Origin of the sequence: Caminicella sporogenes DSM 14501 (assembly GCF_900142285.1) — a bacterium.
Classification (GTDB): domain Bacteria; phylum Bacillota; class Clostridia; order Peptostreptococcales; family Caminicellaceae; genus Caminicella; species Caminicella sporogenes.
Genome location: NZ_FRAJ01000005.1, coordinates 46,199 through 63,121, shown reverse-complemented (window position 1 = coordinate 63,121; position 16,923 = coordinate 46,199). Strand labels below are relative to the sequence as shown.

20 protein-coding genes are annotated in these 16,923 nt (G+C 26.0%); 14 read left to right on the top strand and 6 right to left on the bottom strand.

Annotated elements, in window-relative coordinates; all coding sequences use genetic code 11:
* Positions 1–70: 70 nt before the first annotated feature.
* The 3 genes from BUA90_RS03305 to BUA90_RS03295 all read left to right on the top strand — a co-directional run bounded on the left by BUA90_RS03305 (position 71) and on the right by BUA90_RS03295 (position 2,291).
* Entirely contained in the window at positions 71–802 is a 732-nt protein-coding gene (locus BUA90_RS03305) for a DUF3800 domain-containing protein (RefSeq protein ID WP_094756706.1), read from the top strand.
* A complete protein-coding gene (locus BUA90_RS03300; protein WP_072965974.1) occupies positions 792–1,418 on the top strand; it encodes a hypothetical protein in 627 nt (208 codons plus the stop codon). The genes BUA90_RS03305 and BUA90_RS03300 overlap by 11 nt, the downstream gene beginning before the upstream one ends.
* A 684-nt stretch (positions 1,419–2,102) precedes the next feature.
* On the top strand, positions 2,103–2,291 hold the full coding sequence (locus BUA90_RS03295; protein ID WP_072965973.1) for a helix-turn-helix transcriptional regulator: 189 nt from the start codon (positions 2,103–2,105) through the stop codon (positions 2,289–2,291).
* A gap of 33 nt (positions 2,292–2,324) precedes the next feature.
* On the opposite strand, the gene BUA90_RS03290 is transcribed toward BUA90_RS03295, so the two are convergent.
* From BUA90_RS03290 to fba, 4 genes are all read right to left on the bottom strand, one after another.
* A complete protein-coding gene (locus tag BUA90_RS03290; protein ID WP_072965972.1) occupies positions 2,325–2,543 on the bottom strand; it encodes a manganese catalase family protein in 219 nt (72 codons plus the stop codon).
* A 22-nt stretch (positions 2,544–2,565) separates the two neighbouring features.
* On the bottom strand, positions 2,566–2,829 hold the full coding sequence (locus tag BUA90_RS03285; protein WP_072965971.1) for a spore coat protein CotJB: 264 nt from the start codon (positions 2,827–2,829) through the stop codon (positions 2,566–2,568).
* A 20-nt stretch (positions 2,830–2,849) separates the two neighbouring features.
* A complete protein-coding gene (locus BUA90_RS03280; protein ID WP_072965970.1) occupies positions 2,850–3,020 on the bottom strand; it encodes a spore coat associated protein CotJA in 171 nt (56 codons plus the stop codon).
* 166 nt (positions 3,021–3,186) lie between these two features.
* Positions 3,187–4,116 carry a class II fructose-1,6-bisphosphate aldolase gene (gene fba, locus BUA90_RS03275; protein ID WP_072965969.1) on the bottom strand — a complete coding sequence of 310 codons (930 nt, stop codon included), beginning with the start codon at positions 4,114–4,116 and terminating at the stop codon, positions 3,187–3,189.
* Between the two features lie 282 nt (positions 4,117–4,398).
* On the opposite strand from fba, the gene pssA reads away from it, so the two are divergent.
* Both pssA and BUA90_RS03265 read left to right on the top strand, forming a co-directional pair.
* Positions 4,399–4,911: a CDP-diacylglycerol--serine O-phosphatidyltransferase gene (gene pssA / locus BUA90_RS03270; RefSeq protein WP_094756705.1), complete on the top strand. Its 513-nt coding sequence runs from the start codon at positions 4,399–4,401 to the stop codon at positions 4,909–4,911.
* A gap of 79 nt (positions 4,912–4,990) precedes the next feature.
* Complete coding sequence (locus tag BUA90_RS03265; protein WP_072965967.1) at positions 4,991–5,722, top strand: pseudouridine synthase; 732 nt, start codon at positions 4,991–4,993, stop codon at positions 5,720–5,722.
* An 8-nt stretch (positions 5,723–5,730) separates the two neighbouring features.
* On the opposite strand, the gene BUA90_RS03260 is transcribed toward BUA90_RS03265, so the two are convergent.
* The gene (locus BUA90_RS03260; RefSeq protein WP_072965966.1) at positions 5,731–7,164 is read right to left on the bottom strand and encodes a hypothetical protein; all 1,434 of its coding nucleotides are present in this window, start codon (positions 7,162–7,164) and stop codon (positions 5,731–5,733) included.
* A 174-nt stretch (positions 7,165–7,338) separates the two neighbouring features.
* Between BUA90_RS03260 and BUA90_RS03255 the strand changes: the two genes are divergently transcribed.
* A complete protein-coding gene (locus tag BUA90_RS03255; protein ID WP_072965965.1) occupies positions 7,339–7,629 on the top strand; it encodes a hypothetical protein in 291 nt (96 codons plus the stop codon).
* 22 nt (positions 7,630–7,651) lie between these two features.
* On the opposite strand, the gene BUA90_RS03250 is transcribed toward BUA90_RS03255, so the two are convergent.
* A complete protein-coding gene (locus tag BUA90_RS03250) occupies positions 7,652–8,227 on the bottom strand; it encodes a hypothetical protein (protein ID WP_072965964.1) in 576 nt (191 codons plus the stop codon).
* 191 nt (positions 8,228–8,418) lie between these two features.
* Here BUA90_RS03250 and BUA90_RS03245 point away from each other — a divergent pair, with 191 nt between their 5' ends.
* The 8 genes from BUA90_RS03245 (at position 8,419) to BUA90_RS03210 (ending at position 16,835) form a co-directional block, all read left to right on the top strand.
* The gene (locus tag BUA90_RS03245) at positions 8,419–9,258 is read left to right on the top strand and encodes a GNAT family N-acetyltransferase (protein WP_072965963.1); all 840 of its coding nucleotides are present in this window, start codon (positions 8,419–8,421) and stop codon (positions 9,256–9,258) included.
* A gap of 25 nt (positions 9,259–9,283) precedes the next feature.
* Positions 9,284–10,183: an RluA family pseudouridine synthase gene (locus BUA90_RS03240; RefSeq protein WP_072965962.1), complete on the top strand. Its 900-nt coding sequence runs from the start codon at positions 9,284–9,286 to the stop codon at positions 10,181–10,183.
* 127 nt (positions 10,184–10,310) lie between these two features.
* Positions 10,311–11,096: a hypothetical protein gene (locus BUA90_RS03235; protein WP_072965961.1), complete on the top strand. Its 786-nt coding sequence runs from the start codon at positions 10,311–10,313 to the stop codon at positions 11,094–11,096.
* Between the two features lie 86 nt (positions 11,097–11,182).
* Positions 11,183–11,704 (top strand): signal peptidase I, encoded by a 522-nt coding sequence (gene lepB / locus BUA90_RS03230; protein ID WP_072965960.1) that lies wholly within the window; start codon positions 11,183–11,185, stop codon positions 11,702–11,704.
* A gap of 106 nt (positions 11,705–11,810) precedes the next feature.
* Positions 11,811–12,236: a CBS domain-containing protein gene (locus BUA90_RS03225; RefSeq protein ID WP_072965959.1), complete on the top strand. Its 426-nt coding sequence runs from the start codon at positions 11,811–11,813 to the stop codon at positions 12,234–12,236.
* 120 nt (positions 12,237–12,356) lie between these two features.
* Positions 12,357–14,021 (top strand): nucleoside kinase, encoded by a 1,665-nt coding sequence (locus BUA90_RS03220; RefSeq protein WP_094756702.1) that lies wholly within the window; start codon positions 12,357–12,359, stop codon positions 14,019–14,021.
* A gap of 82 nt (positions 14,022–14,103) precedes the next feature.
* A complete protein-coding gene (glsA, locus tag BUA90_RS03215; RefSeq protein ID WP_072965957.1) occupies positions 14,104–15,021 on the top strand; it encodes a glutaminase A in 918 nt (305 codons plus the stop codon).
* Between the two features lie 143 nt (positions 15,022–15,164).
* On the top strand, positions 15,165–16,835 hold the full coding sequence (locus tag BUA90_RS03210; protein WP_072965956.1) for an MASE3 domain-containing protein: 1,671 nt from the start codon (positions 15,165–15,167) through the stop codon (positions 16,833–16,835).
* Positions 16,836–16,923 lie beyond the last annotated feature (88 nt).

The following is a 16,923-nucleotide window of genomic DNA, read 5'->3' as shown; positions in this document are numbered from 1 at the left end:
TATAAATAGATTTTACATATTATACATGGTATAATATGTATTGAAATTAACTAAAGGAGCGATGGTTTCAATGCATTTATACAATATATATTGTGATGAAAGTTGCCATTTGCCAAATGACAAATCAGATGTTATGGTTTTAGGGGCTATATCGTGTCCTGAAGAGAAAAAGAAAAAAATTTATCAAGATATTAGAAATATTAAACTAAAACATGGGATTCATTCTAAAGTTGAAATAAAATGGACTAAGGTTTCTATGTCGAAAATAGAAATGTATAAAGATTTTATTGATTATTTTTTTAAAAATGATGATTTATGTTATAGAGCTCTAATTGCTAAAAACAAAGGGCAGTTGAATCATGAAAAATATAATGATAATGACTATGATTTATGGTATTACAAAATGTACTATTTACTATTAGATAAATTTTGCTATCCATACAATAAATATAGAATTTTTATCGATATAAAAGATACTAGAGGAGGTCCTAGAATAGAAAAGTTACATGAGGTATTATGTAATAATAAATATGATTTTAAACGAGATATAATATTAAGTATTGAGCAAATAAACTCAGAAAGAGCTGATTTATTGCAATTAACAGATCTAATTATAGGTGCATTATCTTTTTATCATCGAGGTTTGTATTATGATCCCAATAAAAGTATGGCTAAAAAACAAATAGTAGAAAAAATAAAGGAATATATAGGACAAGCAATAGATAACGGTACAAGTGTATTTGAAAAAAAATTTAACATTTTTGTTTGGAGTCCTAAAGGTGGTGTTATTAATGAAGCATAATCTAACACTACCGATTGATGTAAGAAAATATGATAACGACAAACAATTTTTTGATGAAGCCTATAATATTTTCCAAATGGAGTTGCAGGCTAGATATAATAGACCCAATTTATTCAATAAATTTATTTATATTGATGAAAAAGTTAAATATGACAATAAACCAAATGGATTTTGGCATATTTCAAGTATAGGTGAGGATGATACAAAATACGATATGTATCCATGTTGCAATGATATAACTAATGGATTATGTAAATATATGTGTGATTTTGGACATCCAGAAAATTTTCTTAAAGATGATAATAGTATTCCTTGTATTTATAGAGCTTGCAGGATAAAATGGGTAAGGGAAATAATAGAACTAGCTAATAATAATAAAAATCATCCGAATTTGAGAATATGGCAACATAAGAATCAAAGAACAAAAGAAAAAACTCTAAAAATAAGATATTTAAATGGATGTATTGATTATATAATTATTTTTAAAATAAGTTATAAAAATAGCGATATTTATTGTTATCGTTTAAAAACTGCTTATCCAGTTGTGTTAAAAAGTTATAAAAAAAGATTCGATAGGGAATATAATAATTATATAATAATGAAATCAAAAAAATAAAGCCGGTCCTCGATCGGAAGACCGGATTCTCCTTCTACCATTGGTAGATGAGCTACTTTTAATATAACCTATTTTACCTAGGATGTCAAGGCTATATTTTACCTATAGGTAATATTATTATATGAATTTTTTTTATAAATATGTTATCAAAAGATAAATAATTTATTTTAAAGTATAATCATTTTATATTAATTATATACCCAAAAAAATAGAGATAATTTCATAAATATATAAAAATGCTTCAAGGAATATTAAAACAAATTACAGGTACAGGCTGATTTAAAGTCTGTACTTTTTTTATGTTAAAATTTTGAAAATCTGAACAAAAATCATTGACAACCACGTTATAACGTGGTATAATATAATTAAGAAAGGAGGTAAATAGATGTGATGGAATACATAAAAGAGTTCCTTGATATAATACTAAAAATACTCGCCATACTCATAGCAATCAAGGAACTCAAGAAAAATGATTAAGGAGAGGGGAAAAATCCCCTTCCTAATTCCATCATATCATATAAGGTATGAAAAATAAAGATAGTTTATTTTGGCTAATAATAACAATTTATTTGTGGACTACACTAGATATTAAATCAAGTAATTTAATTAGTTATTTACAAATATTATTATTAATTATATTAAGTGTATTACAAATACTTCTGTTTTTTAAAAGGAGGCATTAATATGAAATTGAGAGAAATAAGAAAAGCTAAAGGATTATCAGTACCAGCTTTATCAAAAGCATCTGGAGTACCTGTTAGAACTATAGAAGATATTGAAAAACGTGGAGATTGTAAAGTTTCTACAGCTAAAAAGTTAGCAAAAGGTTTAGGAGTTACACTAGATGAATTGTGTGATTTCTCTCAAAGGTAGGGTCTAGTTTTATGCTAGATTCTACCTTTTTTATTACTGATAACATGACGGTACTAATTCTTCTGTACCTATATCTGTCAAAATACCTTTTGCTTCATTTGTAGGCATATTCCATCTTTGAGTTAAATATCTTATACCAGCTGATAATTCGCCATCTCCTCCGCCAAATTGTTCTAATATCATTTGGGCCAAAGCTGGATTGCAGGTATCTACTCTTACAGGATACTGTAATTTTTTTTCATAAATCCACATGAATTTTACCTCCTTAAGTACTTTACAATTCCCAAGGCCATGGGCTTTCTATCCATTGCCAAGGATAATGACTTGGTGCATATCCAAAATTAGTTAAAGGACCGTAATTCATTTCATAAATTTTTTTAAGTCTAAAGAGTTCATTAGTAAGCATATTATAATCTGCTAAAGCTCTTTGATTTTTTGGATGAGTGTCTAAATATAAGTTTAAATCTACAATTGCAAATTCAACTTCTTGAATTTTTTTTAATAAATCTTTACGGTTAATATCTTTTTTTTCCTTCATTAATTATACCTCCTATTTTTCTATGCCTTATATGGTTTATATAGATTTGGAAAAAGACTTCCCCTTTTTAGAGCTATATCTAAAGGCATCATTCCTGCATAAGGCTGACTCATTATATAAGCTCTTGCTAATTCTAAACCTTCTATTTGAGGAAATAACATATGCATATGCATTTGTTGATTTTCTTTCATATTTTCACACTCCTTCTTTAAACGTCTAATACCATAATATTCATAGATGTTTTAAAAGGTGTACTGTAAATAAAAAAAGTCAGGGATTTTATTCCCTGACTGTATATATGAAATTATGTATATAATTTTGAAAATATAAAAAGTAAAAAGATTAATAATTAAATATTTATTTTTTATTGCTGCATCCAAGAACATTTTTTATTTTATGACGTACCATTTCTTTAATAGCTTTTCTACCTTCACCTAAATATTTTCTTGGATCAAATACTTCTGGATTTTCAGTTAAATACTTTCTTATTGCAGCTGTCATAGCAAGTCTTAAATCGGTATCAATATTGATTTTACATATACCGAGTTTTGAAGCTCTTCTAAGCATATCTTCAGGAACTCCTTTTGCTCCCGGAATATTGCCTCCGTATTTATTACAAGCTTCAACAAATTCTGGGATTACAGTTGAGGCACCGTGAAGAACTAGTGGAAAGTTTGGAAGTAATTTGGTTATTTTTTCTAGTCTTTCAAAATCAAGTTTTGGTTCACCTTTGAATTTATATGCTCCATGGCTTGTACCTATTGCAATAGCAAGTGAGTCAACACCAGTTCTTTCTACGAATTCTACTGCTTGATTGGGGTCAGTGTATATAGCATCTTTTTCACTGACATTTACATTATCTTCAATTCCTGCAAGTCTGCCCAATTCTGCTTCTACAACTACTCCTCTTTCATGAGCATATTCTACAACTTTTTTAGTTAAAGCAATATTTTCTTCAAATGAGTATTTTGAACCATCGATCATAACTGAAGTGAATCCATCGTCAATGCATTGCTTACAGATTTCAAAATTTTCACCGTGATCGAGATGTAAAACAACATCGAGCCCTGTGTCTTCTATTGCAGCTTCAACTAGTTTTTTAAGATATGCAGGTTTTGCATATTTTCTAGCTCCAGCAGAAACTTGAAGTATGAGTGGAGCATTTTCTTCTTTAGCTGCTTCTACAATTCCTTGAATGATTTCCATGTTGTTTACATTAAATGCACCAACTGCATATTGGCCTTCATAGGCTTTTTTAAACATTTCTTTAGAAGTAACTAATGCCATAGCTTAAACCCCCTAAAATAATAATATTGCTTTCAAGTGTAATTATATAATAACAATAAAAAAAATACTACAAAAAACTAGAAAGTTGATATACAATTGAAAATGAAATATAATGTTATTATTGAAAATAATCGAATATATTTTCAATTTTTCAAATAAATATAAAAATAAAGATTAATTTAATAACTAATTTTGTTTAATTGGAAGTTATATATTTTGCAGAATAATTTGTAAATAAAGCAAAATTATTTTTTTGTTTTAATCCATTGAGGAGTGATGTTTATGAAATATAAATCTTTAATACCTAACTTTTTTACAAGTTTAAATCTGTTTATGGGATTAATGGCTATAATCTTTTTATTTGATAGCAATTATTTTAAATCTTCTATGCTTATTTTAATTGCTGCTGTGCTTGATAGATTTGATGGAAGATTGGCTAGAAAATTTGGAGCTTCTACTGAATTTGGAAAAGAATTTGATTCTCTATGTGATTTAATTTCCTTTGGTGTGGCACCAGCACTTTTGATGTGGAATATTTTACTGTCTAAAGCTGGAATAATAGGTGTTGTAGTTACAGTACTTTTTACACTTGCAGGTGCTGTTAGATTAGCAAGATATAATATTACTAATTTTGATGGAGTTTATATGGGTATACCTATCACACTTTGTGGCAGTTTTTTGGCTTTACTATGTTTAGGAGTAAATAAAGCAGTAAATATTAATATTATTATGATGCTGATGATATTTTTATCTTATGCTATGGTATCTAAAAAGATTAGATTGAAAAAAAGATAAACCCACTGTTAGATGAGTGGGTTTTATTGATTATTATTGAAATTGTGAATTCTTGAAGGATTAATCGAGGTGGTTAAATATGGGTAATATGCAGAGATTAGATAAGATTTTGGGAAATATGGGCTATGGAACTAGAAAAGAGTTAAAAAAAATAATAAAAAGTGGACTAGTTAAAGTAGACGGTAAAGTAGTTACAAAGAGCTCTATCCATGTAAATCCTTATAAAAGTATTATAGAAATATATGGAGATAAAATTAAATATAGAGAATATATATATATTATGTTAAATAAACCACAGGGATTTATTAGTGCAACTTTTGATAAATGCCATAAAACAGTATTAGATTTGATAGATGAAAAGTATTATGCATTTAATCCATTTCCTATGGGAAGACTTGATATTGATACAGAAGGACTTTTAATAATAACAAATGATGGAAAGCTATCTCATCAAATACTTTCGCCAAAAAAGCACATACCTAAAACTTATTATGCACATATAGATGGCAGAGTTACAAAAGAAGATATTAAAGCTTTTAAAGAAGGAATAGTTTTAGACGATGGATATAAAACTCTTTCCTCTCAATTAGTTATTAGAGAAATTGGAGAGATTTCTAAAATAGAATTGACTATATATGAAGGAAAATTTCATCAAGTTAAAAGGATGTTTAAAGCAGTTGGCAAAAAAGTATTATATTTAAAGAGAATTGCAATGGGAAATTTAAAGTTAGATGAAAGTTTAGGATTGGGAGAATATCGAGAATTGACAGAAGATGAAGTACAAATACTAAAAAAAGGCTTTGAGGGTTAGATGTTTTCCTAACCCTCAAAGGTATCATTTTTTTTTGCTTTGTTGTCTTCTATATCGTAATCATTATTAAAAGTTTCTTTAGCTAATATTTTTTCATTATTATCAGGTGTTTCTTCATTAGTAGTATTTTCTTCAGAGTTTTCTTTTTTAATGATGTCTATTTTTTCATTAGTATTAGTAATAGTTTGCTCAAGAGAATTTTTTAAGTCAATGTTTTTTTCTAAGTTGTTTTCATAATTAATGCTATCATCAGTTACAGTTTCATCATGATTATCTGTAGTATCAGTGTTTTTTGTATTATTTATATCATTATTATTGCTATCAGCTTGATTGAAATCATCTTTTATGTTATTGTCTTCTTCTAAAGTTTCTAGATTTTCAGGTGCAGTTTCATTTGTTTTAGATTCAAGTTCATTTAAATTAATTTCAACAGTTTCTGTATCTTTAGAACTATCTATATCTATTATTTTTTCATTTTCAGGTTTATTGTCGGTCATTTCAAATTCTATTTCTTTAAAGTATTTATCATCTAAATTTATTTCTTCATCATAATCTTCAATATCTATTACATTTTCTTTTTCAAAATCCCTGCTTTTATCAGAAAATGACGACATGAGGTCTATAATTTTTTTAGAATTCAATTCATTTTTATTAGAATTTATATTTGAATTTTTATCATTATCGGATGAATCTGCAGATTCTAAGAAAGATAAAAGGTCCATTAATTTTATTATACTAAAAATACTATCTAAACTTTTAGCATATTCTTTAGGAAGTATTGGTTTTAATATATTTATTACTTCTGCAATATCTAAATTGTTTTTTTTATCAAATTCTTTTGTCTTATTAATGTTTTTAAACTTATTAGCGGCATTTATGATTTCTTTAACTCTTTGTGTATCAAATTTAGAATTATTACCCATGAGTTTTTCAAAAGTTTCTATTGCTTTAAAAGTTGTTTCAGTATCATTTTGATTTGTTGCATGTTTTAAAATGTCATCAAATTCTTGATTATTAGAGTTTTTAGACAAATTTTTTGTAAGAGATTGAATAGCACTAAACTTATATAGTCCATCTAGTATTGCAGAAAATGTATTAAAAAAAGTTGAATTTTTAGATAAGCTAAACTGGCTGATTATGTTTAGGGCATTTAATGATTTTTCAATTTTATCTGGTGAAAAATTAAGGTTTGAAAAAATATTGCCAATACTGCCTGATGGGCTTAATATATCTTGAAAAAAAGCTAATCCAGAACCTTTTTTGCCGTATTTGAATATAAATAAGATAGGTAGTAATGTTTTAGGATTTAAGATGAAACTGTTGGGAGAAAAATTTCTATAAAAATTTTTACGTTTACTATTTTTTGTTATATTACTGGCGATATTAGAGGCCAAATTATTTTTTAGTTGTTGTTTCATTTTCAATGGAATAACCTGACTCATTTTCATGTCCCTCCTTATTATGTAGAAATATAATTTATACAAATACGATTTTTTTTAATTAAAAAAATTTAATTTTGTATAATTTATAATTTTATATTATGCAGCAACATTTAAATTGTTACGCATATTATAGTTAATAAAAGACATATAAAAATGGTATTGGGAGGTTATTTAATGAATAAGGAAAACTTAAAAGATATTATTGAAAAGATGGGACAGATAAAAGATAAGGAAGATGAAATCAAACAAGTAAAAGAACTATTTGATAAATATAAAGATGATTATAAAAATAAAAGTGAAGAAGAAATATTACATGAGATAGAAAAATTAAAAGAGAGAATAGATAAGAGAGAATTGAAGAAAAAGTTAAAGAAACATAGGAAAACTTTGGCAAAATTAGAAGAAAGTCTAAATGAAAAACAAAAGGAAAAACTTAAAAAAGTAATGGAAATATTGGATTTATAAAAAATAGGATGGAAGATCCATCCTATTTTTTTATACCGGTAATTATATATATAATATCATCAAGAGAGCTATTTGATTTAATAGTAAATGTTCCAAATCTTAATTTAGGTGCAAGTTTTAATTCTTCAACACGTTTAATAAATTTATTTGGGTCAGTGATTAATCCGTTTTGTTTTAAAATTTTAGCTATACCATAGCCAGTTGTACCTTTAGGTATTTTTATGGTGATATTCGTATATTTAGTAGTTTTTTTATCATTAACAGAAGTAGTTTTATTTTCAATTGGAGTAGTATTTGAAATTTTATTATTAACAACTTCATTATTTGTATTTTCATTAATGATGTTATCTTCTAAAGAGTCGTTATTTTCTTTAATTTCTTTGTTATCTATTATATCAGAATTTTGAACTTCAATTGTTTTATTTACAGTAATGCTGTTATCTGATTTTGAAATTTTATCTTTAAAAGGCACATCAATTGAGATAGATATGCTTCCTAAGAGCTTCCAAGATATTACAGCTGCCATAACTAATACAATAAATACACTGAGCAAAATATCACTACAATCATAAAAAAAGTTTTTTAGTCTTTCTATCATAATATGCCTCCTTAAATACTATTGATAAAGATAGAATAACAAAAATATGAATATTTTTCAATGATATTTAAAATATATATTGCATTGTGATTATAAATGGAGATATACTTGAAATTATTGAAGGGATAATGAAATTTTTCTAGAATAAATATAGCTATTAAACTTCCTTTTTGTCTTTAGGGGGAATGAATGTGGAAGAATTTAGGCTACTTAAAAAAAGTGATTTTGAAAGAGTTTTAAATTATTTAAATAGACATCATTTTGATGTTTCTTTTATGATAGGAAACATAGAAAATTATGGAGTAGAAAATAATAAAGTTCATAAAAAACATGCAGATTATTATGGATATTTCATAGACGATGAATTGAAGGGAGTTTTTTCATTTACAAATATGGGAAGTTTAATTTGTCATTATGAAGAGAAAAATATACTAAATAAAATGATTTTATTAAAATTGATAAAGCAATATAGACCTAAGGTTATAATGGGAATAGAAAGACTAGTAGACCCATTGTGGACAAGGCTTGAAAAAATAGCCAAATGGTTTAAATATGATAGATGTGATTATATGATTTTAAACAAGGATATTTTTATGCCAGCTGATACGGAAAAAAAAATTATAAAAGCATCTGAATATGATTTTTCAAAGTCTATAGATTTTTTGATTGAGGTAGAAAAAGCATTTAATAGAAATCCTAAGACGATAAATGAATTAAAATCTACAATATATGATAGACTTGATGAAGAAGAATATTTGTATCTTTTAGATGGTGATAATATAGTTTCTCAAGGAATTATACAAACTACTACTTCAAAGATTAATCAAATTGGAGGAGTATATACACTGCCGCAATATAGAGAAAAAGGATATGCAAAAGCTATCGTTTCTAAATTATGTAAAGAGGCAATAAAAAGGAATAAAATTCCTACTTTGATAGTTTCAAAGACTAATGAGAGAGCAAAAAAAGTTTATAGAGGACTTGGTTTTGAATTTTATAATCACTATTCTTATATTGAAGTTCAATTTTAAATCAACTTAGAAAGTGGTGAATTATTTGAGAGAGATAATTATTGGAGAAAATGAGTATGGGCAAAGATTAGATAGATTTTTATTAAAGTATTTGAATAATTCGACAAGGGCAAATGTTTATAAATTATTGAGAAAAAAAGTAATCAAAGTAAATGGAAAAAGAGAAAAAGAAAATTATTTTTTAAAATTAGGTGATAGGCTTCAAATTTTTTTGAGTGATGAAACTTTAGATAAACTTAGAAAAGAAGAAAAGATAGTTATGGATGGTAAAGTAAATTTAGATATTGTATATGAAGATGATGAAATATTAGTGGTTAATAAACCTAAAGGATTGTTAACTCATCCTGATAAAAAAGAATATAAAAAGACATTGTCTACAAGAGTTCAGGCTTATTTAAAACATTTATCAACTAGGACCTTTAAACCTGCTTCGATTAATAGATTAGACCAAAATACTAGTGGATTAGTGATTTTTTGTAAAACATATGAAGCTTTAAAAAAATATAATGAAATGATGAGAAATAGAGAAATTAAAAAATATTATCTTTGCATTGTACATGGGATAGTAAAAAAGGAAGGAGCGATTAAAGGATATATTGTAAAAAATACTAAGACTAATGTAGTACAAATATTTGATAAAAATAATAAAAATGGACAGTTTATTTATACGAAATATAAACCTATAAGATATTTAAATAATAATTATACTTTGCTGGAAGTAGAAATTTTAACTGGAAAAACTCATCAGATAAGGGCATCACTAAGTAAAATTAATCATCCTATTATTGGAGATACAAAGTATGGTGGAAAGAAGATAGATAATATAACTACACAAGTTTTACATGCTTATAAATTAATTATAGGAGATAAAGTTATTGTAAAAGAAAGTAAATTGATAAATGAATTAATAGATAAATTAAGCTAATGCCTTTATATATTGAGGAGGCATTAGTTTTTGTTTGTACTTTAGTGAAATTTATTTGTTAACAATATAAATGATAAGATATTATAATAGATTATATAGGCAAATTTGTGAAGGGACTGACTTTAAGATGATTAAATCATATAATGTCATAGTAAAATTAATAGATAGATATGATTATGGTGGGGCATTACAGGTATTAAATGAGAGAGGGCTTGATGATAGTGATGTTGCAGTAATAGTTAAATCGTGTAAATATGCTGTTAATTTTGATTTTAAAACGGCTTTTAAGATAATTCAAAATATATCTGATGAATGTAAGGAAAATAAAAGAATAAAAGAGTTAATAAATAATTTAAAACATTTGATAAAAGGAGACCCTGATGCAATTTTTTCAGAGTTGATAGAAAATATAAAGTTTCAATTAGTAAATGAAGAATATATAGATTTTCTAGGCAGGATATACAGATTTAAAGAAGCAATTTTTAAATATATATTTATAAAAAAACATTTGAACAGGAGAAATTTTTCACTTTACATAGATGCTATGTCGAAAAAAAGAATATTAAAAATTCTTAGAAAGAAGTATAGGATAAATAATTCAAATTTAGTTTATGGAATAACAACATATATTAATAGGTATCATGATAGTGAAGAGAGGTACAATAAAATAATCAGACTTTTAAATTCTGAAAAGGTAACTAAATTGATAGATTTGAGAAATGATACTATAGTTGGACATGGGTTTAAAGGTGTTAGTAAAGAAGATTTGTCGATTGTATATGGAAATCCTTATAATGTATTAGATGACTTTAAGTATTGTTTAAAACTATTAGATATAAAGATAAATGAGTATAAATACAGCAAAATTAATGATCAGATAAAAAAGATGTTGGATAAAATCAATAATTCATAGATTAATTGTAGAACAAAAGTTAATTGTTGTGCTATATGAAGATTAGTGGTAGAATATATATGAAATTTAGAAAGGAAGATGTCTAAATGATGAAAGAAATTTTTGAATGGATTAAAACTATTGCTATTTCTATTGTTATTGCATTTATCATAACAATGTTTGTCAGACCTACATTAGTTAAAGGACATTCTATGTATCCGACATTAGAACCTAATAATTATTTGATAATAAATAAAATTCCATATATGCTTCATAAGCCTGAACGTGGAGATATAGTAGTATTTAAATCTAGTCTAGAAACAGATAATGGAAAGAAAAAAGATTTAATTAAAAGAGTAATAGCTGTAGAAGGTGATAAATTAGTTATAAAAGATGGTAAAGTATATGTGAATGGAAAAGAATTAAAAGAGGATTATATAAATGGGAATTATACTTCTGGAGATATAGATATTACGATACCTAAAGGGAAAGTATTTGTAATGGGTGATAATAGAGGGAACAGTTTAGATAGTAGAGATGAAAGAGTGGGACTTGTTGATATAGATACTATTAGAGGAAAAGTTTTAGTTAGGTTATTTCCTTTTTCGGAAATTGGCAAAGTAAATTAAATAAAAATTATCATGCTTAAAACTAGAGAAATTTCTCTAGTTTTTTGTTTATTTTATGAAATTTTGCACATCCTATAAATGAAAATATTATAAAGGAGGTCTATTAATGAAAGTTAGAGATTTGATGACTAGAGATGTAACTACAGCAGATTTGAATAGCAGTGTTGCACAGATAGCACAAAATATGAAAGATTTAAATGTTGGAGCTATACCTGTTTGTGATAAAAATAATAATTTAGTTGGAATAGTAACTGATAGAGATATAGTTCTTAGAAATGTTGCAGAAGGAAAGAAAAGTGCAAAAGCTCAAGATGTAATGTCATCTCAACTTATAACTGTTACTCCGGATACTCATGTACATGAAGCAGCGAGAATAATGTCAGAAAATCAAATAAGAAGATTACCTGTAGTAGAAAACGGTAAATTAGTTGGAATACTTTCAATAGGAGATTTTGCAACTCAAAATATATATGTGAATGAAGCTGGAGAAGCTTTAAGTGAAATATCTAAGCCAAGTAGACCAATGCAATAATGAAAATTAGTGTAAAAGTCCCTGTGAATACAGGGACTTTTAGTTTTAAATAAAAATTAAATGTTATATACTTATATATAGAAGAAATAATTACAAATATATTAAATGGGGGAAGAGTTTATGACGTGTCGAAAGAAAATATTCATAACATTAAATGATGGTACTAAATTTGAAGTTGATAAAGGAATTACTTTAGAAAAGCTCATTGATTTTACAAATTATGAATCTAAAGCTTTAATAGTTGCAGCAAAAGTAAATAATTTACTAAGGGAGTTAAATTATGAGGTAGTTGAAGATTCCCATATAGAATTTATTGATTTGACAACTACTGATGGACAGAGGATATATAAGAGAAGTTTATCTTTTGTATTTATAAGAGCAGCTATGGAGATACTTCCTGATTGTAGAGTAAGTGTTGAACATTCACTTAGCAAAGGACTTTATTGTGAGATACATTATGAAAGACCTATAAATGAAGAAGATGTAAAAAAAATAGAAAAGAGAATGAAAGAAATTATAGATAAAAATGTTCCATTTAAAAAGGAAACTATTTCAAAGGAAGAAGCTAGAAAAATATTTAGAAAATACAAAATGGAAGCAAAAGAAAAACTTTTAGAATATCGTGAAAAAGAATTTATTAATATTTATAGTTGTGGTTGGCTAAAGGATTATTTTTATGGTTATATGGTGCCGAGTACAGGGTATTTGAAAATATTCAAATTAAAATATTATATGCCGGGAGTTATTATTCAGTATCCTACAATAGATGAACCTAATAAAATACCTGAGTTTGTAGAGCAGCCTAAACTGGCAGCAATTTTTAAAGAAGCTGAAAAATGGGGACAGATACTAAATATAGGTTATGTTGCAAATTTAAATGAAAAAATTCAAAATAATGAATATCCAGAGCTTATTAGGATTGCTGAAGCTCTACATGAGAAAAAAATAGCACAAATTGCAGATATGATTACAGAAAGAAATAAAAGAGTAGTATTAATTGCAGGACCGTCATCTTCAGGTAAGACTACTTTTGCTCAAAGATTATTGATACAATTAAAGGTAAATGGTTTAAATCCTGTAACCTTATCGACTGATGATTATTTTGTAAACAGAGAAGATACGCCTAGAGATGAAAATGGAAATTATGATTTTGAAGCTTTAGAAGCTGTAGATTTAAAACTTTTTAATGAACATTTAATTAGACTTATACAAGGAGAAGAAGTGGAAATTCCTGTATTTAATTTTAAAATAGGAAAAAGAGAATATAAAGGAAATGTATTAAAAATAACAAAAGAACAGCCGATAATAATTGAAGGAATACATGGATTAAATGAAAAACTTACAAAAGATATACCTTGTGATAAGAAATTTAAAATATATGTAAGTGCACTTACACAGCTTAATATTGATGACCACAATAGAATACCTACAACTGATACAAGACTTATAAGAAGAATAGTTAGAGATAGCAAATACAGAGGACATTCTGCCCTAACTACTTTAAAATTATGGCCTTCTGTAAGGAGAGGAGAGGAAAGAAATATATTTCCTTATCAAGAAGAAGCTGATGTTATGTTTAATTCAGCTTTAGTATATGAACTAGCGGTTCTTAAAAAGTATGCAGAGCCACTTTTAAAAGAAATAAGTGAAAATGAACCGGAGTATTCAGAAGTAAAAAGACTCCTTAAATTTTTAAGCTATTTTAAATCTATTGATGATGAAAAATATATTTTGCAAACTTCTATATTAAAAGAATTTATTGGTGGAAGCTGTTTTGTAGAATAATTTTGAATTTTGTATTGACTGTAAAACGATATTACTATAAAGTAAAAATTGTCAAATTGATTATAAGAAGGTGATATAGTCAATGCAATCTTTATTAAAGGAATTAGTTGAAGAAAATAGACATTGGGTTAAACATGGAAAAGTGGCAAATTATATACCCGAGCTTGGAAAGATGGATCCAAATAAACTTGGAATAGTTGTAGTGGATACTGGTGGAAAAGTATATAGAGCAGGGGATTATGATATTAGCTTTACTGCTCAAAGTATGTCTAAACCACTAGTATTACTGTTAGCATTGATGGATAATGGAGAAGAAATAGTTTTCAGTAAAGTAGGCAAAGAACCTACAGGAGACCCATTTAATTCAATAAGAAAACTTGAAACATTAAAACCACCAAAACCATTAAATCCTATGATTAATGCAGGTGCTATTGCAGTTACATCTTTAATAAAAGGAAAAGATAATGAAGAAAAATTTGAAAGAATTTTAAATTTATTTAGAAAGATTTCAAAAAATCCTAATTTAGATATAAATAAAGATGTATATTTAAGCGAAAAACGTACTGGCGATAGAAATAGAGCAATTGCTTATTTTTTAAAAGATGTCAATATAATTGAAGGAGATGCAGAAGAAATATTAGATTTGTATTTTAAACAGTGTTCGATAGAAGTAACATGTGAAGATATAGCAAATATAGGAATGTTTTTAGCTAATCAGGGTATGGATATGGAATTAGGAGAAACTTTAATTCCAAAATATTATACGCAGATAGTTAAAACTTTTATGGTAACATGCGGAATGTATGATGCATCAGGTGAATTTGCAATAAATGTAGGAATACCTGCAAAAAGTGGTGTAAGTGGAGGTATAATGTGTGCAGTTCCAAATCGAATGGGTATAGGTGTAATAGGACCGGCACTTGATTCTAAAGGAAATAGTATAGCAGGTGTAAAAGTACTTGAAGGACTATCAAAAAAGTTAATGCTCAGTATTTTTTAAAAAGTATATAATATATTAGAATATTCAAAAAAGTTTCTTTTATATGAAAATATAAAAGAAACTTTTTCTTATATTTTTAAGCAGGATAAAAATAAATAATATCGAATATATATTAAAAATGTTTAATAAATTGGAGTGAAATTATGCTTTTATTAGATAAAGAAAAAAGAAAATTTAGCATAAATAATGATTATTTATGGCTATTAATAACATTTATATTTGCTTTAATTATATTTGATATTTTGATAATTTATGAAAATAAATTTTCTAGTATTTTGAGTAAAGATAGTTTTTTGACATGGCATACTATATTTGAACTTTTGAATGTAATTTTTTCATTTATTATATTTAATAATTGTTATTATTCTTATAAACATACGAAAAGGCTTAGGATTTTTATTCTTTCATTAACTTTTTTACTAGTAGGAGTAATTAATTTTTTATATGTAGTTTCTTTCGATAGTGCTGTTCAGTTATTTATACAAGAATCAATTGATTTGACAATGATTTACTTTATTATGAATAGGTTTATTATGGCATTGGGAATTTTTATTTCCAGCATAATACCATATTATAAGAAATCTAAAATTAATGAAAAAGCAATATCAGTTTTTGATATAATTACATTTTTAATAATTTTTTTAGTTATTAAATGTAAATTTTGCATTATACCAGATTTATTTTTTGATGGATATGGGACTGCAAATATAAGAGAGTTTTTAGATTATATTATAATTGCTTTAGAAATTTTTTCAATAGGAGGTTTTATCAGAAATTATATTAAGTTTAAAGACAAATATATAATTGTCATTTGCTGTGGTTTAATATTGTGCAGCTTTGGTGAAATAATGTTTATTCTTTATAAAAATTTATATGATGTTTATAATTTATTGGGACATGCATATAGAAGTATAGGGATTTATTTGATATATTATTCTGTCTTTAAATATCAGATAGATATTCCGTATTTTCAGTTTAAAAGAGCACAGGATACGATTAGATTATATGCTAATAATCTTGAAAAAATTATAGATAGGAGAACTCGAGAAATAAAAGAAGTAAATGAAAGATTATTAAGTGAATTGGAGCATGCAAAGAAAATACAACAGTCATTACTGCCAGATAAAAGAATAGAATTTTCAAGTGTTATATTTCTTTCAGAATATATTCCATGTGAAAGGTTAAGTGGAGATTTTTTTGATATTTATGAGATAGATAAAGATAATGTTGGAATGTATATTTTGGACGTATCTGGACATGGTATTTCAGCAGCTCTTTTGACTATGTTTACCAATCATTATATAAAATCTACGGAAAGACTTATAAAAAGATATAGAGGACTTAAGCCTCATAAAAATCTAATGCATTTTTATGAAGAATTTAATAAGCTTAATTTTCCAGAAGAAATGCATATAGTTATATTTTTTGCTAATTATAATTTGAATTCTAAAGTATTAACTTATTGTTCTGGAGGACTGAATTGCTATCCTATATTGATTAGAAAAAATGGAGATTATGAATTTCTTGATAAAAGTCAAGGATTTCCTATTTGTAAGTTTAGTGAGTTTTTTACACCTGAGTACACAAGTGTAAAAATAGGTTTGAATAAGGGAGATAGAATATTATTTTATACTGACGGTTTAATTGATAAAAAGAAAAATAAGGCTATTAGTAAGAGAAAATTAATAGATATACTGATAGATAATAGAAATAATTCCATAGAAATTTTAAATTCTAAAATACTTCAAGAGATAAATAGATTAGATAATAAACTTGATGATGATATTACATATTTTATAATGGAAGTAAAGTAGTTTTAGAAAAATTATTGACAATTTTATATATAAAATTTATAATATATGTAATTTTTTTAGGGAATATTTTAAAAAAGAATAAAATTTT